Below are 24,014 nucleotides of genomic sequence, written 5' to 3' on the forward strand. Positions count from 1 at the left end.
CGAGGTCACACCCCCCGGCCCGGCGGCCGACGACGCTTCGGCGGACACCGGCCGCTGGTCGGCCCCGCCCGTGCGGATAGCCGTGACGGTACTGTCCCTGGCCGTGGCCGCGGGCGCGGTCGTCGACGTCTACCGCATCGGCGACTCCGGCGCGAAGGCGGCCTGGCACGACAGCTTCTCCAAAACCACGAGCAACGGTTCCTGACCGCCCCGAGGTCACACCCCCCGGCCCGGCGGCCGACGACGCTTCGGCGGACACCGGCCGCTGGTCGGCCCCGCCCGTGCGGATAGCCGTGACGGTACTGTCCCCGGCCGCGGGCGCGGTCGTCGACGTCTACCGCACCGGCGACTCCGGCGCGAAAGCGGCCTGGCACGACAGCTTCTCCGAAACCACGAGCAACGGTTCCTGACCGCCCCGGGACCGCCCCTCCCGGCCCGCGACCGACGCCGCTTCGGCCGCGGCACCGGGCCGCCTTGCCCATGCGGCTCGCCGCGCCGACGCCGACGCGAACCCGGCACGAGAACATCTCGCAGAGCGACGACCCGGACCGGACCGAGGCCACCTTTCCCGGCCCGCAGCCGACAACGCCGCGCCCGCGGCACCGGCCGCCGGCCCCGCCCATGCTGCTCGCCGTGACGGCGTCGACGCGAACCTGGCACGAAGGCGTCTCGAAGAATGACGTTCCAGACTGGCCCGAGGCCTCCTCCCGGCCCGCAGTCGACGACGCCTCGGCCGCGGCACCGGCCTGCTCATGCGGAGCGCCGCATCGGTGCCGACGTGAAGGGGCCTGGCAGAGGGGGGCTCGACGAGCGACGGTTGCCCCGCCCGTGCGGAGTGCCGTACCGGCGCCGACGCGAAGGCGGCGTCCGGGCGATCTCGGCCCCTCCCCCGCCGCTCAGCCCGCGCCCGTGAAGTGCTCCCCCACCAGTGACCGTACGACGGTCAGGTCCCGTGCGATCAGGGCGTCCAGCAGGGCTGTGTGCTCGGAGGCGTCCGCGAGGAGTTCCGCGCGGGCGGAGTGGGCGGGGCCGCCGACCAGGGGCCACTGGGCGCGTCGGTGCAGGTCCTCGGCGATCTGGACGAGCTGTTCGTTCCCGGCCAGGCGCAGGACCGCCCGGTGGAAGACCCGGTCGGACTCCGCGTACGTCGCCCGGCAGCCGGAGGACGCCGCGCGGATCGTGTCCTCGGCCAGCGGCCTGAGCTCGGCCCAGCGTTCCGCGGGCAGCGTGCGGGCGAGCCGCAGCATCACCGGCACCTCGATCAGCGCGCGCACCTCGGCGAGTTCCGCGAGTTCCCGCGCGCCCCGCACCACGACCCTGAAGCCCCGGTTGGGCACGACCTCCACCGCGCCCTCGAGCGTGAGCTGCTGCATGGCCTCCCGCACGGGCGTCGCGGAGACCCCGAAGCGTTCCCCGAGGGCGGGCGCGGAGTACACCTCGCCGGGCTTCAGGTCGCCCGACACCAGCGCGTGGCGCAGGGCGTCGAGGATCTGGCCGCGGACCGAGGACCGCTGGACCGCGGGCCGCGGGTCCGGGACGGGCGGCTCGCCGTGCGTGTGCTCGCCGCGGGCGGCCGGGGAGGCCGGGGCCTGACGGTCGACGTCCCGCGCCAGGGGCTGCGGGGGCACCCGGACGTCCGCTCGGAGGTCCTGCACGCCCTGCTTCACGGGGTCCTCCTCCGGCTTGTCGGCACTTGGGGTCATTACGACGGGTTGTTACTCGTCCGTCAAGCACATTAGGCGCTGGGCGCGACAGTTCAAACCGCACCCGAAAGTAGGTAAGGTAAGGCTTACCTTTGACGCTTCCGATCGGTGGTGCCCCATGCCCGTCCCGGCCTCGCCCCTCTCCGCCGCCTACGCCCGCCTCACCGAGGCCTACCCGGGCCTGGCCGTCACGGAGCTGGGCCCCGGGGAACCGGCTCCGCGCGGCGGCGAATGGGTCCGGGCCGCCTCGCTCACGGAGGGCGGCCCGGACCTCGCGGGCTTCCTGGCCTGGGACGAGGCCCAGGTGCTGCGGGACTACGGACAGCGGGCCCGCCCGGACGTGGTGGCGAGCTTCGGGCTGCACCGCTACGCCTGGCCCGCCTGCCTGCTGATCACCGTGCCGTGGTTCCTGCACCGGCGGGTGCCGCGTCTGCCCGTGACCGAGGTCTCGTACGACCGCACCGCCGGCCGCATGGCCGTCCGCGCCGCCTCCTTCGCCTGCCTCCCGGACGACCCGGCGGCGGCGCTGCCCGGCGCGGTCGTGGTGCCGGACGAGGAGGCGCTGCGGGACCGGGTGCGGGCGGCGGTGGCCGAGCACCTGGAACCCGTGCTGGCCGGGTTCGGGCCGCCGATGCGGCGGCGCGGGCGGGCACTGTGGGGCATGGCGACCGACGAGCTGGTCGAGGGGCTCTGGTACGTCGCCCACCTGCTCGGCGAGCAGGAGCGGGCCGTGCGGGAGCTGGAGCTGCTGCTGCCGGGCGCCACCCGGCCGTACGTCGGCTCCGCCGCCTTCCGCACCCTCGCCGGACCGGACGGCGAGCCGCTGCCCACCCGGGACCGGGCGAGCTGCTGCATGTTCTACACCCTCCGCCCCGAGGACACCTGCGCCACCTGCCCGCGCACCTGCGACACCGTCCGCATCGCCAAACTGACTGCCACCGCTGCCGCTTGACCCACCCTCAGGAGCAGGCCGGCCCCCGCGTCCACTAGGATCGCGGCGGCCGGAACACCGGCGCGTCTCCCGCCCGGGGACAGTGAATTCACAACTTCCTCACCCGTCGCGGGAACTTTCCGAGGAACCATCCGTCCGGGTACTCTTATTCGAACTCAACTCCCGCCCCTCACGCGGCAGTTCGAGCAGAACGCCGCCCTGGGCATCCCCTTGCACTTCCTTGGCGGCCTCTTGCCCCGAAACCCCCTGAGGGCCGGTGGGGTTGGGTCACTATGGCGGGCGTTACGCCCTATCCCAATGCAAGGGACCCCAGATGAGACTGACCGACATATCGCTGAACTGGCTGCTTCCCGGCGCCGTACTGCTCCTGGGCATGCTGGCGGCGGTGGCGGTGCTCGCGCGCGGCAAGCGCTCCTCCGGGGAGAACGCGAGCGCGGACGACTCGTGGGAGCGCAGCGAGGAGCGCCGCAGGCGCAAGGAGGCCATATACGGCACCGCCTCCTACGTCCTTCTGTTCTGCTGTGCGGCGGTCGCCGCCGCCCTCTCCTTCCACGGCCTGGTCGGCTTCGGCCAGCAGAACCTCGGCCTGACCGACGGCTGGGAGTACCTGGTCCCGTTCGGCCTGGACGGCGCGGCGATGTTCTGCTCCGTGCTCGCGGTGCGCGAGGCCAGCCACGGTGACGCGGCGCTCGGCTCGCGCATACTCGTATGGACGTTCGCCGGTGCGGCCGCCTGGTTCAACTGGGTGCACGCGCCGAGGGGCATCGGCCACGCGGGCGCCCCGCAGTTCTTCTCCGGCATGTCTCTGTCGGCGGCCGTACTGTTCGACCGCGCCCTGAAGCAGACCCGCCGGGCCGCGCTGCGCGAGCAGGGCCTGGTGCCGCGTCCGCTGCCGCAGATCCGTGTCGTCCGCTGGATGCGGGCCCCCCGCGAGACCTACAAGGCCTGGTCGCTGATGCTCCTGGAGGGCGTGCGCAGCCTGGACGAGGCGGTCGAGGAGGTCCGCGAGGACCAGCGCCAGAAGGAGCAGACGCGTCAGCGCCGCCGCGAGCAGAAGCGCGTGGAGCGCGCCCAGCTGAAGGCGATCAGCCGCGGCCACCGGGGCTTCGTCGGACGCGGCGACCGTCAGATGGAGGTGGAGGTGCAGGTGGAGCGCGCCTCCGCCCAGGCCGCCGAACTCACCGCGGAGCCTGCCATATCCGCGCCGGAGCAACTGCCCGTACGCTCACGGCCCTCCCTTCAGCCCGTCCGCAAAGGGTCTGAGCACGGAACCGTCGACCTGACCGCGGAGGACGACACCATGGCGCTGCCGCGCCTGGACTCCCTGGAGCGCAAACTCAAGGACCTCGAGCAGCAGTTCGGCTAGCGCCGAAGGGCTCCACACAGCGCTCCGGCCGGGACCGGACGCCACGGGACGGGGGCGTGACCTTCAGGGTCACGCCCCCGTCCCGTTCACGCGGCCTCCGCGTCGAGTTCGAACCAGACCGACTTCCCCACCCCGTGCGCCCGTACACCCCACGCGTCCGCGAGGGACTGCACCAGCAACAGACCCCGGCCGTGCGTGCCGTCGTCGGCGTCCGGCATGCTGAGGCGGGGTCTGCGGGCGACGAAGTCCCGTACCTCCACGCGCAGTCCGTGCGGTTCGACCACGGCCGTCAGGACGGCCTCGCGATCGGTGTGCACGAGCGCGTTGGTGACGAGTTCGCTGGTGAGCAGTTCGGCAATCTCGGAGCGCCCCGGCTTCCCCCAGTGCCTGAGGGCTTCGCGCAGCGCTCTGCGGGCCTCGGGCACCGCCCGCAGGTCCGCCCGTCCCAGTCTCCGCCTCAGCTGGGGCGGTCGCGTCCGTTCCGTGTTGTCGGCATCTTCCCCCGCCTGCTTCGCCGAGGAGGCCCCGATGACCACGGGACCGCCCCCTCGTGCCTGCCTCTTCATGTCCCCCGCCCGCACGCCGTTGCCGTTGCCCCTCCTGGTCGAACACGTTCACGGGGATCCATGCCCCATGTGCCGGTGGGCAGTCATGCGGGGCCGGCGACGACCAGCGGTTCGGCCACGGGTCCACCGCGCCTGAGGCGCGACTCGAGCGCCGTGGCAACCGCGTTCCGTGCGCATGGGCCGCCGCAGTACGTCACGGGCGTCCCGTCACCCCGGAAGGAGTGCACCCGCTTCCCGTCCCGGCGACCGCGGCCTCCCGCGCGAATCTGGCCGGAATCCACCGGTCCTGCGAGTGTCCGGTCAGGGCCGGGGTACGTTGCGCAGGTTGGAGCGCGCCATCTGGAGCATGCGGCCCACTCCGCCGTCCAGCACCATTTTCGACGCGGACAGCGCGAACCCGGTGACCATCTCGGCGCTGATCTTCGGCGGGATGGACAGCGCGTTGGGGTCGGTGACGATGTCGACGAGGGCGGGGCCCTTGTGCTGGAAGGCCTCCTTCAGTGATCTGGCGAGCTGTTTGGGCTTCTCGACCCGGATCCCGAAGGCTCCACAGGCGCGGGCCACGGCGGCGAAGTCGGGGTTGGTGTTGGCCGTGCCGTGCGCGGGCAGGCCCGCGACCAGCATCTCCAACTCGACCATGCTGAGCGAGGAGTTGTTGAAGAGCACGACCTTCACGGGCAGGTCGTACTGCACCAGGGTCAGGAAGTCGCCCATCAGCATGCTGAACCCGCCGTCCCCGGACATCGACACCACCTGGCGGCGGCGGTCGGTGAACTGGGCGCCGATCGCCATCGGCAGCGCGTTCGCCATGGACCCGTGGGAGAAGGAACCGATCACCCGGCGGCGGCCGTTGGGCGAGAGGTAGCGGGCGGCCCAGACGTTGCACATCCCGGTGTCGACCGTGAACACGGCGTCGTCGGCGGCGAGTTCGTCGAGCACGGCGGCCACGTACTCGGGATGGATCGGCACGTGCCTGTCCACCTTGCGCGTGTAGGCCTTGACCACCCCCTCCAGCGCGTCCGCGTGTTTCTTCAGCATCCGGTCGAGGAACCGCCGGTCGTCCTTGAGCCGCACCCGCGGGATCAGACAGCGCAGGGTCTCGCGTACGTCGCCCCACACGGCCAGGTCCAGCCGGGACCGGCGGCCGAGCACCTCGGGCCGCACGTCGACCTGGGCGATCCGCACGTCGTCCGGGAGGAAGGCGTTGTACGGGAAGTCGGTGCCGAGCAGGATCAGCAGGTCGCACTCGTGGGTGGCCTCGTAGGCGGCGCCGTAGCCGAGCAGTCCGCTCATGCCGACGTCGTACGGATTGTCGTACTGGATCCACTCCTTGCCGCGCAGGGCGTGTCCGACCGGTGACTTGATCTTCCCGGCGAACTCCATGACCTCGGCGTGCGCGCCGGCCGTGCCGCTGCCGCAGAACAGGGTGACCCGGCCGGCGGCGTCGATCATCCGGACGAGTTCGTCGATCTCGGCGTCGCCGGGCCGGACGGTGGGCCGGGAGGTGACGAGGGCGGCCGAGGCGGCCTTCTCCGGGGCGGGCCGGTCGGCGATGTCACCGGGCAGGGACACCACGCTCACGCCGCTGCGGCCCACCGCGTGCTGGATCGCGGTCTGCAGCAGCCGGGGCATCTGCTGGGGGCTGGAGATCAGCTCGCTGTAGTGGCTGCACTCGGTGAACAGCCGGTCGGGGTGGGTCTCCTGGAAGTAGCCCAGACCGATCTCACTGGACGGGATGTGCGACGCGAGGGCGAGGACCGGTGCCATCGAGCGGTGGGCGTCGTACAGCCCGTTGATGAGGTGGAGGTTGCCGGGGCCGCACGAGCCGGCGCAGGCGGCCAGCTTCCCGGTCACCTGGGCCTCCGCGCCGGCCGCGAACGCGGCGGTCTCCTCGTGGCGTACGTGGATCCAGTCGATCGCGGAGTTGCGGCGCACCGCGTCCACGACCGGGTTGAGGCTGTCGCCGACGACGCCGTACAGACGGCGCACGCCGGCGCGGACGAGGATGTCGACGAACTGCTCGGCGACGTTCTGCTTGGCCATGCCTTCCATCAATCCACAGGGGCGCCGGTTACGCCTCCCACACGGCTGCCACCGTCCGGTCGTCGGCGTAGCCCTTCACGCGCACCTGGGTGTCCCCGAGGAACGCGGCGAGGCCGGGCGCGGTCCGGCCGGACCAGCGTCGTGCCAGGTAGGCGCAGAGGGCGGCCTCGCCGCGCAGCGGGTCGGCGAGGCCCGCGGTGCACATCAGCAGGGCGTCACCCGGTCGGGCGATGGAGGTGCGGAACCGGAAGGGTTCGCGGGGCGGCTCGGGGGCCGGCTCGAAAGGGCTCGGGGGTGTCGGGATGCCGAAGTCCATGGTGAGCCGGTCGCCCTCCGGCGTCTCGGCCGGCGGCGAGCCGAAGCCGACGACCGGCTCACCGGTGGCGGAGGCGGCCGTCACCCGCGGCTCTATGTCCTGCCACGCACCGCCGCGCAGCCGGAACAACCCGCCCGCGCCGACGCCGAAGAACACGCGCGTACGGCAGTCGGGGTGGGCGGGCAGCAGCAGACAGCGCAGGGTGGCCGCGTACTCCTCCGGGTCGACGCCCTGCTCGGTGGCGCCGGCGCGGAGCTTGCCGAGGCTGCGGTCGGTGAGCCGGTGCAGACCGGACTTGAGGTCGCCGCGGCGGCCGGCCCGGATGTCCTCGACCAGGCGTGCGTGGCTGCGGCCCACGGCCCGTCCGATCCACTGGCAGGCCTCGGCGGCCACCCGGTGCGCCTGAGGTGTGGCCCGGGCCCCGGTCGCCATCGCCACCAGCACCAGCGCCTGGTCCCCGGTGCCGAACCGCGCGGTCAGCAGCGAGTCGCGGCGCGGCTCCCCCCTGAACCGCGCGGAGTCCCCGCGCACGGAAGCGGCCCGCAGCGTGCAGGCACCGTAGCGCGCCCCGTCCAGCACGGTGTCCGCGACCAGCTCGTCCAGTCCGTCCGGGTCGGCGGCCGGCAGGGCGGTGGGCTCGGGATCGTAGGTCGGCGGTCCGGACCCGACGTAGTCGACTCCGGCGGAGGGCGGTGGCAGGGCGGGCAGATCGAGGTGCGTGACCGGGTGGACGCCCTCGGGCTCCGGGACGGCGGGGGCCGCGGCGGGCTTCGGCGGTGCGGACGGACGCGGCGGCGCGGACGCCGCGGAGCTCTCCTCGCGCGGTGGTCCGGTGTACTCCCCAGCCTCCCCGGCGGGTTCGAACCCCGGCGGCCGGGGACCGGGCGGAAGGACGGCGGCGGACGGGGGTGCGGCGGGGGGCGGCCCCCAGGGAGCGCCTTGCGACGGGGAGCCCTCGGCCGGAGCGGCGGCGCGCTGCGCGGGGACCGTGCTCTCGGCGGGCGGCGCCGGCGGTGCGGTTCCCGTCCCGACCGCTCCCGCCGCCGAGGCGAACCGGTCGTCCAGGGACTCCGCCTCGGCCGTGGGACCCGTGTCCGGGGTCGAGTCGTCGTACAACTGCCGCCACCAGTCGTCCTCGTGACGGACGGGCTTTCCCCCCTGCTGGTTCATGCCCCTAATTGTCCACCGCGCGGGCCGGATGAAAACGGGGCATCCGGAAAATCCGGCGCATCTTCCCGTCTCGAACGGCGTGCCGAGTACCCCGTCGAACGACCGTACGTGGCACTGGAGTTGCCGATGGTGCCCGCCGCAGCAGGGAGGCCACGTCGACCGCGTCGGCCAGCGCCCGAGCGCCCTCGTCGTCGAAGTGCAGATGGTCGCCGCAGTCGTAGGCGGGCAGGATGCGCTGCGGCCGGTCCGGGTCGCGGACGGCCGCGTCGAAGTCGGCGACGGCGTCGAAGGCGCCGCCCGTCCGGATGAACGCGTTGACCCGCTCCCGTACCGCCTCCCGCGCCGCCGTGAAGGCGCCGTGCCCGCCGTACGGCGTGAGGGTGGCGCCGACGACCCTGATCCCGCGGGCGTGCGCCCGGGCCACGATCGTCCGGTAGGCGTCCTCGAAGTCGAGGACGTCACCGGCCTGCGGGGTGCCCTTGATGATGTCGTTGATGCCCTCCAGCACGATCAGCGCCCGGACCCCGGCCCGGGCCAGGGCGTCGGCGTCGAGCCGGGTCAGGGCACCGGGCCCGGTGCCCTCGCGCAGCAGGCGGTTGCCGGCGATCCCGGCGTTGAGGACGCCCGGTCGGTGGCGCGGGGGCAGTGCGCGCAGGCGTTCGGCGAGCCGGTCGGGCCAGCGGCGGTTGGCGTCGGGGGTGGTGCAGGTGCCGTCGGTGAGGGAGTCCCCGAACGCGACGACGCTGCCGGCGGCGGAGCCGCGGACGTCGACGCCGGTGACGTAGTACCAGTGGCTGGTGGCGACCGGATACGCGCCGCCGTCCTCGTCGGCGGCCACATCGTCGCCGTCGCCGTCGCTTTCGGGGGCGACATAGCCGGTCTGGAGGGCGGTGCGGTGGTACGTGGCGGGGCCGGCGACGGTGGGCGTGTGGACCGTGACGAGCAGGTCGGCGGCGGCCGGTGCGGCCAGCGGCACCGGGTCGGTGACCAGGTCCCGGCCCGGCGGCACGGTGACGGTCGGGGCGCCGTCGAAGGTGGCCGTGCGCATCGTGCCGGGCACGGCGTCCGGGCCGCCCGGCCGCCGCAGGGCGACCGTGACCGCGCCGAGCGTGAGGGGCGCGGTGCCGAGCCGGTTGCTCAGGCGGACCCGCAGCACCCGGCCGCCGACACTGAGGTGCACCACGTTGCGGATGGTGGCGCCGGGCACCGCGGACGCGGCACCGGAGGGGGCGGCCTCCCAACTGCCGGTCCAGACGGGCCGCGCGATCGTCCTCGGGGGAACGGGGAAACCGGCCCCGGCCGCCGGTGTCGTACCCGCCAGCGTCAGCAGCGCCGCCGCGAGGATCCGCCCGGAGTCGACCATGTGCGCCCGCCTTTCCCGCAGATCCGCCGGAGGCGAAGGTGCCACACGCGGAACGGGGGTTGACGGAACACCACCGGCGGACCACCCGCACGGCCGAACCGAACCCGCGGTAGGCCGACGGCCCTGGGCCCAAGAGCCGATGCGCCGGGCAGGGGGCCGTGTTCGGCTGGGGCCTGGAGGGCTAGGGCCTCCACTCCCCCGCCACCACGAGGTGCTGGACGGCGTACGACCGCCAGGGCCGCCAGCCGTCCGGTACGTCGGTGCCCGGCGGGGCCACGTCGGGGTCGCCCAGGGCGCGGGCGCGGACGACGGCGACGACGGCCGGATCGAGGCCGGGCAACGCGAGCAGTGCCGCCTCGGTGTCCTCCCGGTCGGCGCCCGGATCCAGCCGTACGGTGCCGTCGGCGAGCGCGGCGGCCAGCGCGCCCAGGGTGCCGTGCGGCTCGGCCTCGGCGAGTACGGCGGGCTCCGGGAAGAGATGGGTGAGGCTGCCGCAGGGGGCGTCCAGCGCCTTGCCGTACCGCTGGACGAGGCGCTCCGCCTCCGCCCGCCCCACCAGCGCCCGCACCGCGAGCTCGGCCGGGTCGGCGGTGCCGGGCGAGCGCAGGCCCGGCCGGGCGGCGACCAGCGGGGCCAGCCGCGGGTCGGCGCCGAGCCGCTCGTCGACCGCGTACGGGTCCGCGTCCAGGTCGAACAGCCGCCGCAGCCGCTGCACGGCGGTCGTCAGGTCCCGCAGGTCGGTGAGGTGCAGCCGGGCGTCGAGCCAGCCGCCCGGGTGGGCGCCCGGGTGGGCGGCCGGCCCCGTCCTCGGCGCACCCGTGCGTTCCTCGACGGCGGCGATTCCGGTGCCGTACGGCAGCCGCAGCGTGCGCCGGTGCACACGGCGGCCGGGCGGACCGCTCACCTCCTCGACGCCGGGTACGGCCTCCCGCTGGAGCAGGTCGAAGACGGCGGCGGACCGGTACGGCCCCCGGTACGCGAGCCGCAGCGGGATCCCCGCGCCGGGAGTCGCGGTCCGGCGGCCCCGGCCCGGGCCGCGGGGCGCGGCGGCCCGCAGCCCGGTCGGCGTGGCGGCGTACACCGCGCGGATCGTGTCGTTGAACTGCCGCACACTGGCGAACCCGGCCGCGAACGCGATCTGAGTGACCGGCAGTTCGGTGGTCTGCAGCAGCACCCGCGCGGTGTGCGCCCGCTGCGCCCGCGCCAGCGCGACGGGACCGGCGCCGAGCTCGGCGGTGAGCTGCCGCTGGACCTGCCGCGCGCTGTACCCCAGCCGCGCGGCGAGCCCGGCGACGCCCTCCCGGTCCACCACACCGTCGCCGATCAGCCGCATCGCCCGGCCCACGGCGTCCGCGCGCACGTTCCACTCGGCGGACCCGGGCACGGCGTCCGGACGGCACCGCCGGCACGCCCGGAACCCCGCTCCCTGCGCGCCGGCGGCCGTCGCGAAGAACCGCACGTTGTGCCGCTTCGGCGTCACCGCCGGGCAACTGGGCCGGCAGTAGATCCCGGTCGTCTCGACGGCGAAGAAGAACTCCCCGTCGAACCGTGCGTCCCGGCTACGGACGGCTTCGTACCTGGTGTCTGCGTCCGTCATGCCATCCAGTGTGGGCGAGGGCGGGGACCACGGCTGGCGGAAATCGGACACCTGAGCCGGCCCGGCATCATCACCCCGCCCGGCACTACTCAGCCCGTCCGGCGCTTGAGGACGAGGCCGTTCAGGCCGAAGCGGGGGCCTGGGAGCGGCAGCCCCCAGCAGACGGCAACGACAGCCCCGCCCCCTACCGCCACCCCCTCCGCTTGGCCTCCATCGCGGCCCGACCGATGGCGCCCTTCCGCTTCCAGTCCCGCCGAAGCTCCGCGCGGACCCGCGCATCGGTCTTGGCCACGATCCACTGGTTCTCCCGCATGAGCTTGCGGTAGCTCTCCAGCCGCCGCACGGGCAGCTCCCCGGAGTCGGCGGCGGCCTGCACCGCGCACCCCGGCTCGCTCTCGTGCGCGCAGTCCTGGAACCGGCACCCGTCGGCCAGCTCCTGGATCTCGGAGAACACCTGCCCGACGCCCGTCTCGGCGTCGAACAGCCCCACTCCCCGCAGCCCGGGCGTGTCGATCAGCACGCCCCCGCCGGGCAGCGCGAGCAGATTGCGCGTGGTGGTGGTGTGGCGCCCCTTGCCGTCCACGTCCCGTGCGGCCCGGACGTCCATCACGTCCTCGCCGAGCAGCGCGTTGGCGAGCGTGGACTTGCCGGCACCGGACTGCCCGAGCAGCACGGACGTACCGCCGCCGACCATGGCGACGAGCAGGTCGAGCCCGTCGCCGTGCAGCGCGCTGACGCTGAGCACCGGCACTCCCGGCGCCGTCGTCTCCACGTCCTGCACCAGATAGGACAGTCCCACCGGGTCCGGCACGAGGTCGGCCTTGGTCAGCACGACCACGGGCTGCGCGCCGGACTCCCAGGCGAGGGCCAGGAACCGCTCGACGCGGCCCAGGTCGAGTTCGACGGCCAGCGAGACGGCGATGACCGCGTGGTCGACGTTGGCGGCGAGGATCTGCCCCTCGGACCGCTTGGAGGAGGTGGACCGCACGAAGGCGGTACGGCGCGGCAGCAGCGCCCGCACGTACCGCGGATCGCCGCCTTCGGGGTCGACGGCGGCCCAGTCCCCCGTGCACACCACCTTCATGGGATCCCGGGGGACGACGAACTCGGTGTCCGCCCGGACCGTGCCGAGCGGGGTGACGAGGTCGCACTGGCCGCGGTCGACACGTACGACACGACCGGGCAGGAGACCCTGCCCGGCATACGGAGCGAACTCGGCTTCCCAGCCCTCGTCCCAGCCGTACTGGGCCAGAGGGTGCGACGAAGCGGAAGAAGCCGAAAGAGAGGAGAGATTCAAGGGGAACCCTTCACAGGGCGGCCCCGGCCACGCGCACTCACAGGCGCGAAGAGGACAGGAAAGGTCAGCCGGAGACCACGGAGGTGGAGTGGATGAACTTCTGGTTGCGGGCAGCGCCCATCACAGAGACAGCCATCGGTCACACCTCCCGTTTCTCACTCGGCTGACGGCAGCGGCCGACAGCCACTGCGTGAAGTGAATCTCACCCTAGAGGCGCCCGCGTCAGGGCGCCACCGATTTTCCCGCAGGGGTCACAGGCCGCTCTGCGGGCGGTGTCGTACCGGGCACGGAATCATTGCGGCTTGGGCTTCCCGGGCACGATGGCGCCAGGGCTGCGCCAGCATGACGGTCCATGAGCAGAGACCGCTACGTCGACTTCCTGCGCGCGTGGGCGATCGTACTGGTGGTGCTCGGCCACTGGCTGATCACGGCCCTGGTCCGGGAGCCCGGTGGAAGGATCATCGCCCCGGAGCTGCTGGCGACCGTTCCCTGGACCCAGTGGCTGACCCTCGCGTTCCAGATCATGCCGCTGTTCTTCCTGGCCGGGGGCCATGCCGCGGGCGGTTCCTGGTCGCGCGCCCGGGCCGCGGGGGGTACGGCCGCCGGGTGGCTGGGGCGGCGGGCGCTGCGGCTGCTTCTTCCGGCCGGTGTCTACAGCGGTCTGGTGCTGCTCGCCGTCGGCATCTGTTCGGTGGCCGGCGTGGACGCGGGCACACTGGCGCTGGTGGGCTGGGCGATGGCCATGCAGTTCTGGTTCCTTCCGGTGTATCTGCTGCTCAGCGCCCTGACGCCGCCGCTGTATGCGGCACACCGGCGCTGGGGACTCCTCGTCCCGTCGGCGATGGGGGCAGTCGCCCTGGCGACCGATGCGCTCGTGGTGACGGTGCATGCGCCGTACGTCGGACTGCTCGACTACGTGCTCGTGTGGGGTGTTGCCTACCAGTTGGGCTTCTGCTGGCGGGACGGTCTGCTGACCGGGCGCCGGCTCGTGCCGCTCGGGATGGCGGTGGGCGGCGGGGTGGCCTTTGCCGCGCTCGTGGCCCTCGGGCCGTTCCCGGTCAGCCTGATCCGGGTGACCGGGCAGACCCCCGGCAACACCGATCCGCCGTCGGCCGCGATGCTGGCGTGGGTCGTGGCGCAGGTCGGGCTGTGCCTCCTCGCCGCGCCGCCGGTGCGGCGGCTGCTGGAGCGGGATCGGGTATGGCGCGTGGTCCGCCCCGTGGGCGCGGCCAGCATGACGCTGTACCTGTGGCACATGCTGCCGGTGTTGGCCGTCGCCGCCGCGTTCTACCTGACCGACCTCGCACCCGAGCCGACGGTCGGGTCCGCGGCGTGGTGGGCACTGCGGGTGCCATGGCTGCTCGTGCTCGGCGTCGTCCTGGTCGGCGTCATATCCGCGCTCGGGCCACTGGAACGCGGGCTGGTCGTGCTGTACGAGCGGACCAGTCCGGACGCCGGCCTGCGCCAGGCCTGGCCGCTGTGGCTCGGGCTGGCCATGAACGTCGCCGCGCTGGGACGCTTGGCCATGCGGGGCTTCGCGCCGAGCGGCGGGCTCCCCGTGCTGCCGGCAATGGGCCTGGTGTTGGGTACGGCGTTGGTGATGCTCACTCGGCGAAAGCACCGTACGGCTGGACCACAGCGTCGCAGCACTAATTTAGTTTAAAGTGAAACTGTATCGAAAGTGCATATACCTGTAATGTGACCGCGTGACCGCGTTTCCTCGCAGAGCCACCCCCTCCACCGCCACGCGTGCGACCGACCGCCCCGGGGACACCTCGCCTTTCGCGCTCGCCCTGCTGCTGCGCCGGGCGCACTGGCATGCGGCCGCGGTGATGACGGAGGCGCTCCGCCCGCTCGGTGTCGAGTTGCGGCATTTCGCGGTGCTGCTCGTGCTGGTCGACCGCGGGCCCACGGTGCAGCGGGATCTGGCGGCGGCGACGGGGTCGGACAAGGCGGGGATCATGCGGGTCGTGGACGACCTGGAACGCATGGGGCTGGCGGTGCGCAAGGCGGTTCCGGGGGACCGGCGGGTGCGGGCGGTGGAGATCACACCTCGGGGTGTCGAGCTTTTCGACGCGGCACACGTGGCGGCGGAGCCGCTGGCCGAGCGCCTGGTCGCCGACCTGGGGCCCGGTGAGCGCGAGCAGCTGACGGGCCTGCTGACCCGACTCGCCCACCCCGCAGCAGGCGAGGCGTAAGCACTCCCGCACGAGCCCCCTTCTCGCCATGCGCCTCCCCATACACCTCGACCGAGATAGTCTTAAGTGATACTGTCGCAGACACAACGAATATGGGCGCATCGAACGGAAGGGATGCAGGCGATCATGAACGTCTATGAGGCGGTCGCGAGCCGGCAGGCCGTGCGGGGCTTCACCGACCAACAGGTCCCGCGCGAGGTGCTGCAGCGCGTGCTGTCCGCCGCGGCCTGGGCGCCGTCAGCGTCGAACCTTCAACCGTGGCATGCCTACGTGCTGACCGGCCGGCCGCTGGCCGAGCTCAAAAAGCGCGCCGGCGAGCGCATAGCCGCAGGCGACCCCTGGGACGAGCCGGAGTACGAGCAGTACCCGACGGCGCTGAAGAGCCCCTACCAGGAGCGCCGATCCGCCTTCGGCGAGCAGCGCTACGGCGCACTCGGCATTCCGCGTGACGACCTGGAGGCCCGACAGCGGGCATCCGCCGCGAACTGGGACTGCTTCGGCGCATCCGCCGCCCTGTTCTGCTACATCGACCGCCGCATGGGGCGACCCCAGTGGTCCGACGTGGGCATGTATCTGCAATCCGTCATGCTGCTGCTCCGCGCCGAAGGGCTGCACAGTTGCACGCAGATGGCCTGGGCGAAGTATCACAGGACCGTCGCCGAGGTCCTGTCGCCCCCGGATGATCTCCTCCTCTTCTGCGGCATGTCGATCGGGTACGAGGACGTCACCGCACGCCAGCCCCGTATCGGCCGAGCGCCGCTCGACGAGACGGTCACGTTCGTCGACGGCTGCTGACACCTGCCATGGATCTCACACCGTCCCCACCCGGAGCGGACCTTGAAGAGGCTGTCTCGGTCTTCGTGCAGTGCCGGCCACGTCTGTTCGGCATCGCCTACCGTGTGCTCGGCAGCGTGGTCGAGGCCGAGGACGTGGTTCAGGAGGTGTGGCTCCGCTGGCAGAAGACAGACCGCTCCGCGGTGGTCAGCCCGGTCGCCTTCCTCTCGAGCGCCACGACCCGTCTGGCGATCAACGTCACGAACTCGGCGCGTGCGCGCCGGGAGACCTACATCGGGCCCTGGCTGCCCGAGCCGGTCGACACCAGCTCGGATCCGCAGGTGGGCGCGCAGCGCGCAGAGGCCCTCGAACTGGCGCTGCTGCTGGTACTGGAGAAGCTGAGCCCCGCCGAACGCGCCGCGTACGTGCTGCGTGAAGCGTTCGACTACACCTACCCCGAGATCGCTGAAATCCTTCAGCTCAGCCTCGTGAACGTCCGGAAGATCGTCAGCCGCGCCCGCGGGCATCTGTCGGACGGCCGGCGGGAGAGTGTGGGCAGGGCGGAGCACAGACGCCTCTTGAACGCCTTCGTCTCAGCGGCTCAAACGGGGGACGTGGCTGCACTGGAGACCCTTCTGACCGCCGATGCCGTCAGTCTGTCCGACGGAAACGGTCTCCGGGGCTGCGCCCGTATACCTGTGCTGGGCCGTCCACGTATCGCCAGAATGTCGACCTGTCCACGGCTGTGGCGAGCAGCAGAGCCCAGGTTGGTCGAAGCCAACGGCCTTACGGGCGTGACGATCCACCGGGATGGCCGGCCCATGGCATTCATGACGACAGCCGCCTCGACGGAAGGCATCCACAAGGTGATGTGGGTGTTCAGCCCGAGCAAGATCGCCGCGTTCCTCGACTCGCGTTCCTCGACCTGCGTTCCCGCTGCCCGGCGACTCCGTCCCGTGACGGGTGATGCGTGACGGCGCCGGACCTGGGGCCCTTCCGCGCGGAACCCGCGCGGTGATCGCCCTACTGTGACGGGTCTCGATGCGAGCCGGGGTCGCGGGGGCTTGGGGACTCGTTCCAGGAGCGCAGTTTGTCGGGATTGAGGACGACCCAGACCTGTGTGACGTGGTGCTCGGCGATGTCGAGGCTGATGACGGCGGCGACCTGACGGTCGTAGCGGGCGATGAGACCGGTGCGGTTGTTGACGGAGTGGGTGGTCAGCGTGGTGCGAGGGTGGCGAGCCAGGAGCGTCAGCAGACTGTGGGCGACCTGACGACTGCCGTGCACGGGCCTGCTCAGTGCCCGGACCTTACCGCCGCCGTCGAAGAACGCCGTGGCGTCCGGACACAGCAGCGACTCGAGCAGTTCGGCATCCTCGTCCACGCAGGCCTGGCGGACGGCGCGGGCGAGGACATCGCGCTCGTCCGGCGGGGTGGGGCGTGAGCGTTGTGTCCGAAGGCTGTGGCGGGCCCGTTCGGCAAGCTCGGCGCAATCCGGCTCTGAGCGTCCCACGATGTCGGCCACTGTTCCGGGGGCCATCCGGAACACGTCATTGAGCACGAACGCCGCACGCTCGGCCGGCGACAGGGAGTCCAGCGCGTCCAGCAGAACCCGGCTGACCTCCTCCGCCAGGCTCGCCTGCGCCCCGTCGGCGTCTGCCGTCTTCGGATGGTGCTCCTCCCCCTGGTCCCTCCGGCCGGCCGCACCCCGGCGGGAGTCGGCGAGCAGGTCCAGACAGATCCCGCCCGTGGTCTTCACGAGCCAGCGCCGGGGAGCTGTGATCCGCCCGTGCTCCGCGGCGGACAGCCCGTACCACCGGCGGTAGGTCTCGTTGACGGCACTCTCCGCCTCACCACAACTGCCCAGCATCCAGTAGGCGACTTCCAGCAGGTGCCGACGCTCGTCGAGCAACTCCGCGACCGGCACCGCGTCAGCATGGTCCATACGGCATCCTCCTGCTCACGCGGCACCACACAACACGGCCGCACCCAATGATCCCTTCGGCCTTCACGAGGGCTTCAGAGACTTCCGCGCGCCGATGACGGGGCGTCACCATGCAGCGCCTGCGCCCGGCAAGGGAACTCCCCCACCCGATGGCTGAGTCCTCGCACACGACACACCTCCTTCGCTTCGCTTCCCGGCTCGATCCTTCGACCGGGCATGCACGCGTCTTGTGACATCAGCTGTCCCGGGCCCTCCCCAGGAGTCGCCGCGGGGAGCGCAGTGCCTCGACTGGGCCGTGGGAAGGCAGAGCCGGATACGGAACGGGCTCAGCGCAACGTCCCCAGCATGACAGCGACACACAGCATCGCGGCGGTGATCAGAGCCATCGCGATCGCCGTTCCGCGCAGCCAGTGCCTGAAGCGCACTTGGTGTTGCTCCTGCGCCAGACCGATGCGGTCCGAGATGTGCTCGGTGACCATACGAGCCACGTACTTCTGCTCGTCGAGATACCACCGCTCGATATCCGTCTTCTGTTCCAGGGTCAGCCATGGGGCCCGCGCGGTGAAAGCTGCCACACGCTGACGTGCCGCATGCAGATGAGCCTCCCGGTAGAGGTACGTTTCGATGTCGGTGAGGCCGCGTTCAGCCTCCTTACTCGGATCCATGGTGTCCTCCACTGGGGGGCCGGCCAGTTGTGACAACGCCGACGACGTCGAAGTCGAAGTCGTCCGACGTCTCCCCGACAAGGGACTCTCCGGCACGCTCATGCGACCGAGTGGTCGCCCGCCCGGCTCTCATGGGGCCGGTTCGGATTGCCGTTCGTGACGAACGCGTCCCGAGGGTGCTGAACGGAGGCGAGGGAGACGAGATCCCTGCCCCACAGCGCGGCGGTGAGCCATACGGCGAGAACGCGGACCTTGCGCTCCCAGGTGGGCACAGCAAGGACGTGATAGCCCCGGTGCATGAGCCAGGCGGGAAGTCCCTTGACAACGATGCTCTTGTACTGGAAGACGCCTCGTCCGAGACCCAGTGTCGCCACCACTCCCAGGCTGCTGTGGCGATAGTTTCGGATCTTGCCACCCCGGAGGCTCGCTGCGATGTTCTGCGCAAGGCGCTTGCCCTGCCGCACCGCATGCTGGGCGTTCGGCACCGTACGCGCGCCCGGTACGGGAGAGGCGAGGTCCGGAACGGCCGCATCGTCTCCGGCCGCCCAGGCATCCGGCACGGGTTCGCTGTCGGTGCCCACGCGCAGATCAGGTCTCACCACGATCAGGCCCCTCTCGTCGACGGGCAGATCGGTGTGGTTGTGCACGATGGGATTCGAAGCGTTCCCAGCGGCCCAGACGATCAGCGCGGAATCGAATTCCGCTCCGTTGGACAGCACGACGTGGCCGTCTTCGGCGGAGAGCAGCTGCGTGTTCAGATGGATTCGCGCGCCGCGCTGTTCCAAAGAGCGCACGACCCAGGCACCGGGCTTGTCTCCCACCTCAGGCAGGATCCGGCCTCGGGCCTCGACCAGGTGGAACGACACCTCGTCGAAGCGTAGCTCCGGGTAGAACCTGACCATCGCGGTCGCCAGCGACAGCAGTTCACCGAAGCCCTCGACGCCGGAGAACCCGCCGCCCACGAACGTGACGGTGAGCAGCCTTTGCCGCTCGGCGCCCGGCGGCAGCGACGCCGCCTGATCGAACGCCGTCATCAGCCGGTCTCGGATGGCCACCGCCTCCTCCACATGCTTCAGGCCTATCGCCTGCTCCGCCAGCCCGGGGACAGGGAAGGTGCGGGTCACGGCGCCGGCGGTGACCACAAGGGTGTCGTAGGGGAGTTCGTAGTCCGTTCCGCTCGCAGAGCGCACGGACACCGTCCGGTCCGCGTGGCGGATCTCGGTCACGCTCCCAGCGATCAGGCGGGTGCCGCGCAGATGTCGCCGCAATGATACGGCGGCGTGACGTGCCTCGACCGATCCAGCCGTCACCTCCGGCAGAAAGGGCTGGTACGTCATGTATGGACGCGGGTCGACGACCGTGACCCGTGCCTCGCCCTTACGCAGCTTCTTCTCAAGGCGCCATGCGGTGTAGAAGCCCGCGTAGCCTCCACCGACAATCAGAATCTCACGCATCGGTCCCTCTGTTCGTTGTGCGACACCAGATAGACCAGACGGATCAGCACGGTGTGACACGGCTGTGAACGAGGGAGCGACGGAGTAGCTCTCGTCACAGAAGTCGTGGGCATCCGGTCCCTCACTCAAGGTGCGGGGGTGACTCGCCCGTCGAGAGAGAGGGCTTGACCGTGCTCGTTGTTCCGGATCCGAAGGTCGTCAGAGGGCTGCTGACCCGGTACGCGTCCCTGCAGATCGCGCTCGCCGAAAAGGAGGCGCGGGAAAGGGCACGCGAGCTTGAAGACGTGAGTTACACGCTGTGCATCACGATGGGAACCCGGGACGTGCATGAGGCCATAGCGGCAGCGGACACGCTGCTGGTGGCCGTGACCAGGCGGGGCAGTGTCCAGGAGCCGGACGGCGAGGACGGTCTGCCGGTGCGCGTCTGAGGCCTTACCGGGACGGCAGTGGGTCAGGGCGACCCATCCGTTACACTCGCTATAGTCTCATTCGATACCGTCACGTGTTCGACTGAAATTGAGCGCCGATCTTCTCTTGGGAGACAACCCATGGCCACGCTGCTGCACATCGACTCGTCCGTGTTCCCCGGCGAGGCGTCCTCGTCCCGTTCGGTCACGGCCGTCTTCCGCAAGACGTGGGAGGAACAGCACCCGGAGGGCACGGTGATCTACCGCGACCTCGCCGCATCGCCCGTCCCACACATCACCGCGGCCGCCTGGTCCGCCGGCTACACCACCCCGTCCGAGCGCACCCCGGAGCAGTCCACCGCGTTCGCCGCGCGGGTGGAACTCATCGGGGAACTGGAACAGGCGGACGCCGTCCTGATCGGCGCCCCCATGCACAACTTCTCGATCCCCTCGACCCTCAAGGCATGGCTGGACAGCGTGCTCCTCCTCGGTCGCACCGCGGGCGAGGCACCCTCCGCCCAGGGCACCCCGACCGTGGTCGTCGCCAGCCGCGGCGGCTCCTACGCACCCGGCACGCCGCGCGAGGGTTTCGACTTCGTGCAGAACTACCTGGAAGCCGTCCTCAAGGACACCCTCGGCCTGGACCTGCACTTCATCGTCCCGGAACTCACCATGGCTCCCCGCAACCCGGCCATGGCGGAGCTCATCCCGCTCTACGAGACCTCCCGCAAGCGCGCCTTGGAGAACGCGGCCGCCAAGGCCAAGGAGCTCGCGGAACTCCTCGCCGCGTAGCTACTCGGGCAGACGAACACCGTGTGATGCCCCGGTGCAGGACTGCGTCACACGGTGTCTGCGTTGCCTGCGCCCAGCCCGAGACGGTGACGCCCTGCCGTGGGAGTGCTTACGCCTCGCCGGGGTGGGCGAGTCGGGTCAGCAGGCCCGTCAGCTGCTCGGACTCACCGGGCCCCAGGTCGGCGACCAGGCGCTCGGCCAGCGGCTCCGCCGCCACGTGTGCCGCGTCGAAAAGCTCGACACCCCGAGGTGTGATCTCCACCGCCCGCACCCGCCGGTCCCCCGGAACCGCCTTGCGCACCGCCAGCCCCATGCGTTCCAGGTCGTCCACGACCCGCATGATCCCCGCCTTGTCCGACCCCGTCGCCGCCGCCAGATCCCGCTGCACCGTGGGCCCGCGGTCGACCAGCACGAGCAGCACCGCGAAATGCCGCAACTCGACACCGAGCGGGCGGAGCGCCTCCGTCATCACCGCGGCCGCATGCCAGTGCGCCCGGCGCAGCAGCAGGCCGAGAGCGAAAGGCGAGGTGTCCCCGGGACGGTCGGTCGCACGCGAGGCGGCGGAAGGGTGCGGAGCGTCAGCAGTCACAGTTCCAGGCTACCAGCCACCTATTCATCCGATACGGTATCGTTTGAAACAAAATATGGCTGTGCCACGCAACGTCTGTGCGTGCTCGCGCCGGGGTGCCGGACGCTCGTCTTGACGGCGGTCAGCGGTGGAACGATCGTGAAGAGAGCCGATGGCGAAGGCAGTCCGGCGGTCATCCGGCACGGCACACCAGGTAGGCACCATGGCGCACTCCCCCGCACGGTCCGGTCCGCTGCCTCCAGGACCGGCACGAATCCACGTCGACACAGCCGCGCCCGTCGCCGTCTTTGACCCTTCTGGGCGGATAGTCCTCTGGAGCAGCGCCGCACAGGTGCTGTGGGGTTACACACCCGAAGAAGTCATCGGCAAGCCCCTCAGCAGTCTCTTCACCGCCGACGGGGCGGCGCTGTTGCACCGTGACGGCCGCTCTGTCGAAGCGTGGGTCTGTGTGTCGCCTTTGGCGGCGTCCGAACGGCCGGGCGGGTTTCTGCTGACCGCGGAGCCCCGGGTTCCCGCGGAGGCTCGGCCGGGTGCACAGGACCCCGGGGACGAGGCGTTGATGCGGTGGGTGTTCGAGCAGCATCCAGCTCACCTCGGGATATTCGACGGCGAAGCCCGGAGCCTGAAGCAGAACCGGAGGATGGCCCGGGCGACCGGTTTGCGCGAGGACGAACTCCGCGACCGGCGTATCAGCGACCTGATCCCGGATGCCCCGCTGATCGAGAACGACCGATGGATCCGGCGGGTGGCCTCGACCGGCGACCCGGCGCAGAGAGAGGCTTTCCTCAAGGTTCCCGGCGAACCGAAGGCGCACGCCTGGGCCGTGGATTACTTCCCGCTCAAGGACCCGGTGGGCCGGGTACGCGCGGTGGCGATGACCGCGTACGACTATTCCGAGCAGTACGAGTCACGGGAGCGGCTGTCCCTGCTCGGCGAGGCCCGCACCCGCATCGGCGCCAGCCTGGAACTGGAGGGGACGGCTGAGGAGCTCGCCGAGCTCGTCGTGCCCCGTTTCGCGGACGTCGTCAGCGTCGACCTGTTCGAGGCGGTCTTCAGCGGTGAGCTGCCTGCGGCTGTTCTCTCCGGCCCCGTTCTGCTGCGCCGGGCCGCGCTACGGCCGGAGTTCTTCGCGGCAGGGGCGCGACCTGCCCCGGGCGGGACGCGGTTGCACCCGGCCTCGTCACCGGTCAGCCGTTGTGTGGCGACCGGAAGAGCGGAACTGCACGACTTCACCGATCCAGAGGTGACCCGGTGGTTCGCCGACGAGCCCACGACGGCGGCGGAACTGCGCGCCTGTGGAGCGCACTCGCTGATCACGGTGCCGGTCCGAGCGCGAGGCACCACTCTCGGAGCCGCCGCCTTCCTCCGCCATGGCGCCTCCCGTGAGTCTTTCGCCGCCGAAGATCTGGCCGTCGCCGAGGACCTGGTCGCCCGTGCCGCGATCTGCCTGGACAACGCCCGCCGGTTCACCCGCGAACGCGGCATCGCGCTGTTGCTGCAGAGCACCCTGCTGCCGCGTGGCCCGATCACGCATCCGGGCGCGGAGACCGCTGCCCGTTACCTGCCCGCCGGCCGCGCCACCGAGGCGGGTGGGGACTGGTTCGACGTGATCCCCTTGCCCGGCACTCGTCTCGGCCTGGTCGTCGGGGACGTCGTCGGCCACGGCATCGGCGCCTCGGTCACCATGGGCCGGCTGCGGACGGCGGTACGTACCCTCGCGGACATCGACCTGCAGCCCGATGAACTCCTCACCCACCTCGACGACATGGTGACCCACCCGGCGGAGGAGGCGGGCGACGGAGCCGGTGCCGGTGTCACCGGTTACGACGCGATCCCCGGCGACATCGGCGCTAGCTGTCTGTACGCCGTCTACGACCCCGTCTCCGGTAGCTGCACGCTGGCCAGGGCAGGTCACCCGCCCCCGGTTCTGGTGCACCCGGACGGCGCCACACAGGTCGTCGACGTGCCCGCCGGGCCCCCGCTCGGGCTCGGCAGCCTGCCGTTCGAGGCGACGGAGGTGAACGTTCCCGAGGGGAGCCTGCTGGCATTGTTCACCGACGGACTCGTCGAAACCCGCGGCCACGACATCGACGAACGGATCGACGAGTTGCGCCGCGCCCTGGCCCGGCCCGTGCCCTCGCTGGAAGAACTGTGCGACACGGTCCTGGAGTCCTTGCACTCCGAGACGCGGACCGACGACATCGCCCTGCTCGTCGCCCGCACCCGGGTCCTCGGGCAGGAACACGTCGCCGAGTGGGACGTCCCCGCGAACGCGGCCGCTGTGGCGGAGACACGCAAGCTGGTGGACGAGCGGCTCACCGCGTGGGGGCTGGAGGAGGCCGCGTTCACCATGGAACTGGTGGTCAGCGAACTGGTCACCAACGCGATCCGATACGGCACCGAACCGGTCCGGCTGCGGCTGATCAAGGAGCGCTCCCTCATCTGCGAGGTCTCCGACAGCAGCAACACCGCCCCTCACCTGCGCCGGGCCCAGGTCAGCGACGAGGGCGGCCGGGGACTGTTCCTCGTCGCCGAGCTCACTCAGCGCTGGGGCACCCGCTACACCTCTACGGGCAAGACCATCTGGGCCGAACAAGCCCTGGGCCGATCGCCGCGAACGGCGCCCTCTTTCTGACAGGCCGGTCACTTCCAACGGCCACTCGCTTCTGGCGGCCACCCCGCATGTCCGGGTGTCGTCCGACGATCCGCGCCATGGCCCGGCGCTTCGCCGACGGGTTCGGTGTCACAGACCGGGTGCCCGACCGGTCCTTTACTGCGGAACCCCATCCGATCCGACGCCGTCGTGAGAAAGGCGGAG

General features: G+C 71.6%; 20 protein-coding genes and 1 pseudogene. 10 read left to right on the forward strand and 11 right to left on the reverse strand.

The features are described from left to right. A pseudogene (locus tag ACH45E_RS23940) lies at nt 1–205 on the forward strand (hypothetical protein); the annotation flags it as partial. 691 nt (nt 206–896) lie between these two features. On the opposite strand, the gene ACH45E_RS23945 reads toward ACH45E_RS23940, so the two are convergent. Then, nucleotides 897–1,703, reverse strand: a complete 807-nt coding sequence (locus ACH45E_RS23945) for a GntR family transcriptional regulator (protein WP_361457319.1) — start codon at nt 1,701–1,703, stop codon at nt 897–899. A 118-nt stretch (nt 1,704–1,821) separates the two neighbouring features. On the opposite strand from ACH45E_RS23945, the gene ACH45E_RS23950 reads away from it, so the two are divergent. Next, nucleotides 1,822–2,655 carry a (2Fe-2S)-binding protein gene (locus ACH45E_RS23950; RefSeq protein WP_361457316.1) on the forward strand — a complete coding sequence of 278 codons (834 nt, stop codon included), beginning with the start codon at nt 1,822–1,824 and terminating at the stop codon, nt 2,653–2,655. Between the two features lie 313 nt (nt 2,656–2,968). Further along, nucleotides 2,969–4,021 carry a DUF2637 domain-containing protein gene (locus ACH45E_RS23955; protein ID WP_361457314.1) on the forward strand — a complete coding sequence of 351 codons (1,053 nt, stop codon included), beginning with the start codon at nt 2,969–2,971 and terminating at the stop codon, nt 4,019–4,021. Nucleotides 4,022–4,107: 86 nt separating this feature from the next. On the opposite strand, the gene ACH45E_RS23960 is transcribed toward ACH45E_RS23955, so the two are convergent. The 6 genes from ACH45E_RS23960 to rsgA all read right to left on the reverse strand — a co-directional run bounded on the left by ACH45E_RS23960 (nt 4,108) and on the right by rsgA (nt 12,373). After that, a complete protein-coding gene (locus ACH45E_RS23960) occupies nt 4,108–4,557 on the reverse strand; it encodes an ATP-binding protein (RefSeq protein WP_361457311.1) in 450 nt (149 codons plus the stop codon). 330 nt (nt 4,558–4,887) lie between these two features. Next, nucleotides 4,888–6,630 (reverse strand): pyruvate dehydrogenase, encoded by a 1,743-nt coding sequence (locus tag ACH45E_RS23965; protein WP_361457308.1) that lies wholly within the window; start codon nt 6,628–6,630, stop codon nt 4,888–4,890. 28 nt (nt 6,631–6,658) lie between these two features. Then, a complete protein-coding gene (locus ACH45E_RS23970; RefSeq protein WP_361457305.1) occupies nt 6,659–8,116 on the reverse strand; it encodes a protein phosphatase 2C domain-containing protein in 1,458 nt (485 codons plus the stop codon). 4 nt (nt 8,117–8,120) lie between these two features. Next, complete coding sequence (locus tag ACH45E_RS23975; protein WP_361457302.1) at nt 8,121–9,479, reverse strand: SGNH/GDSL hydrolase family protein; 1,359 nt, start codon at nt 9,477–9,479, stop codon at nt 8,121–8,123. Between the two features lie 181 nt (nt 9,480–9,660). Further along, the gene (locus tag ACH45E_RS23980) at nt 9,661–11,076 is read right to left on the reverse strand and encodes an AlkA N-terminal domain-containing protein (RefSeq protein WP_361457299.1); all 1,416 of its coding nucleotides are present in this window, start codon (nt 11,074–11,076) and stop codon (nt 9,661–9,663) included. Between the two features lie 184 nt (nt 11,077–11,260). Continuing rightward, nucleotides 11,261–12,373 carry a ribosome small subunit-dependent GTPase A gene (gene rsgA / locus ACH45E_RS23985; RefSeq protein WP_361457296.1) on the reverse strand — a complete coding sequence of 371 codons (1,113 nt, stop codon included), beginning with the start codon at nt 12,371–12,373 and terminating at the stop codon, nt 11,261–11,263. Nucleotides 12,374–12,725: 352 nt separating this feature from the next. Between rsgA and ACH45E_RS23990 the strand changes: the two genes are divergently transcribed. The 4 genes from ACH45E_RS23990 to ACH45E_RS24005 all read left to right on the forward strand — a co-directional run bounded on the left by ACH45E_RS23990 (nt 12,726) and on the right by ACH45E_RS24005 (nt 16,319). Beyond that, nucleotides 12,726–14,036 (forward strand): acyltransferase, encoded by a 1,311-nt coding sequence (locus tag ACH45E_RS23990; protein WP_361457293.1) that lies wholly within the window; start codon nt 12,726–12,728, stop codon nt 14,034–14,036. 43 nt (nt 14,037–14,079) lie between these two features. Next, complete coding sequence (locus tag ACH45E_RS23995; RefSeq protein ID WP_399041400.1) at nt 14,080–14,571, forward strand: MarR family winged helix-turn-helix transcriptional regulator; 492 nt, start codon at nt 14,080–14,082, stop codon at nt 14,569–14,571. Between the two features lie 126 nt (nt 14,572–14,697). Then, complete coding sequence (locus tag ACH45E_RS24000) at nt 14,698–15,366, forward strand: nitroreductase (protein WP_361458219.1); 669 nt, start codon at nt 14,698–14,700, stop codon at nt 15,364–15,366. Nucleotides 15,367–15,374: 8 nt separating this feature from the next. After that, nucleotides 15,375–16,319 carry a sigma-70 family RNA polymerase sigma factor gene (locus tag ACH45E_RS24005; RefSeq protein WP_361458216.1) on the forward strand — a complete coding sequence of 315 codons (945 nt, stop codon included), beginning with the start codon at nt 15,375–15,377 and terminating at the stop codon, nt 16,317–16,319. Nucleotides 16,320–16,368: 49 nt separating this feature from the next. On the opposite strand, the gene ACH45E_RS24010 is transcribed toward ACH45E_RS24005, so the two are convergent. The 3 genes from ACH45E_RS24010 to ACH45E_RS24020 form a co-directional block, all read right to left on the reverse strand. After that, on the reverse strand, nt 16,369–17,289 hold the full coding sequence (locus ACH45E_RS24010) for an RNA polymerase subunit sigma (RefSeq protein WP_361458213.1): 921 nt from the start codon (nt 17,287–17,289) through the stop codon (nt 16,369–16,371). A 326-nt stretch (nt 17,290–17,615) separates the two neighbouring features. Beyond that, entirely contained in the window at nt 17,616–17,954 is a 339-nt protein-coding gene (locus tag ACH45E_RS24015) for a hypothetical protein (protein WP_361458210.1), read from the reverse strand. A gap of 98 nt (nt 17,955–18,052) precedes the next feature. Then, a complete protein-coding gene (locus ACH45E_RS24020; protein ID WP_361458208.1) occupies nt 18,053–19,408 on the reverse strand; it encodes an FAD-dependent oxidoreductase in 1,356 nt (451 codons plus the stop codon). 170 nt (nt 19,409–19,578) lie between these two features. Between ACH45E_RS24020 and ACH45E_RS24025 the strand changes: the two genes are divergently transcribed. Next, nucleotides 19,579–19,836 carry a DUF5133 domain-containing protein gene (locus ACH45E_RS24025; RefSeq protein WP_399041458.1) on the forward strand — a complete coding sequence of 86 codons (258 nt, stop codon included), beginning with the start codon at nt 19,579–19,581 and terminating at the stop codon, nt 19,834–19,836. A 120-nt stretch (nt 19,837–19,956) separates the two neighbouring features. Then, a complete protein-coding gene (locus ACH45E_RS24030) occupies nt 19,957–20,607 on the forward strand; it encodes an NAD(P)H-dependent oxidoreductase (protein ID WP_361458202.1) in 651 nt (216 codons plus the stop codon). Nucleotides 20,608–20,716: 109 nt separating this feature from the next. Here ACH45E_RS24030 and ACH45E_RS24035 read toward each other — a convergent pair whose 3' ends face one another. Then, nucleotides 20,717–21,196 (reverse strand): MarR family winged helix-turn-helix transcriptional regulator, encoded by a 480-nt coding sequence (locus tag ACH45E_RS24035; protein ID WP_399041404.1) that lies wholly within the window; start codon nt 21,194–21,196, stop codon nt 20,717–20,719. 202 nt (nt 21,197–21,398) lie between these two features. On the opposite strand from ACH45E_RS24035, the gene ACH45E_RS24040 reads away from it, so the two are divergent. Continuing rightward, complete coding sequence (locus tag ACH45E_RS24040) at nt 21,399–23,831, forward strand: SpoIIE family protein phosphatase (RefSeq protein ID WP_399041407.1); 2,433 nt, start codon at nt 21,399–21,401, stop codon at nt 23,829–23,831. Nucleotides 23,832–24,014: the final 183 nt, after the last annotated feature.

This window comes from Streptomyces sp. NPDC020299, assembly GCF_044387825.1.
Classification (GTDB): domain Bacteria; phylum Actinomycetota; class Actinomycetes; order Streptomycetales; family Streptomycetaceae; genus Streptomyces.

Coding starts and splice junctions, on each gene's coding strand:
- ACH45E_RS23945 (WP_361457319.1), bottom strand. CDS start 1,703: ATGACCCCAAGTGCCGACAAGCCGGAGGAGGACCCCGTGAAGCAGGGC.
- ACH45E_RS23950 (WP_361457316.1), top strand. CDS start 1,822: ATGCCCGTCCCGGCCTCGCCCCTCTCCGCCGCCTACGCCCGCCTCACC.
- ACH45E_RS23955 (WP_361457314.1), top strand. CDS start 2,969: ATGAGACTGACCGACATATCGCTGAACTGGCTGCTTCCCGGCGCCGTA.
- ACH45E_RS23965 (WP_361457308.1), bottom strand. CDS start 6,630: ATGGCCAAGCAGAACGTCGCCGAGCAGTTCGTCGACATCCTCGTCCGC.
- ACH45E_RS23970 (WP_361457305.1), bottom strand. CDS start 8,116: ATGAACCAGCAGGGGGGAAAGCCCGTCCGTCACGAGGACGACTGGTGG.
- ACH45E_RS23975 (WP_361457302.1), bottom strand. CDS start 9,479: ATGGTCGACTCCGGGCGGATCCTCGCGGCGGCGCTGCTGACGCTGGCG.
- ACH45E_RS23980 (WP_361457299.1), bottom strand. CDS start 11,076: ATGACGGACGCAGACACCAGGTACGAAGCCGTCCGTAGCCGGGACGCA.
- ACH45E_RS23990 (WP_361457293.1), top strand. CDS start 12,726: ATGAGCAGAGACCGCTACGTCGACTTCCTGCGCGCGTGGGCGATCGTA.
- ACH45E_RS24000 (WP_361458219.1), top strand. CDS start 14,698: ATGAACGTCTATGAGGCGGTCGCGAGCCGGCAGGCCGTGCGGGGCTTC.
- ACH45E_RS24005 (WP_361458216.1), top strand. CDS start 15,375: ATGGATCTCACACCGTCCCCACCCGGAGCGGACCTTGAAGAGGCTGTC.
- ACH45E_RS24010 (WP_361458213.1), bottom strand. CDS start 17,289: ATGGACCATGCTGACGCGGTGCCGGTCGCGGAGTTGCTCGACGAGCGT.
- ACH45E_RS24015 (WP_361458210.1), bottom strand. CDS start 17,954: ATGGATCCGAGTAAGGAGGCTGAACGCGGCCTCACCGACATCGAAACG.
- ACH45E_RS24020 (WP_361458208.1), bottom strand. CDS start 19,408: ATGCGTGAGATTCTGATTGTCGGTGGAGGCTACGCGGGCTTCTACACC.
- ACH45E_RS24030 (WP_361458202.1), top strand. CDS start 19,957: ATGGCCACGCTGCTGCACATCGACTCGTCCGTGTTCCCCGGCGAGGCG.
- ACH45E_RS24040 (WP_399041407.1), top strand. CDS start 21,399: ATGGCGCACTCCCCCGCACGGTCCGGTCCGCTGCCTCCAGGACCGGCA.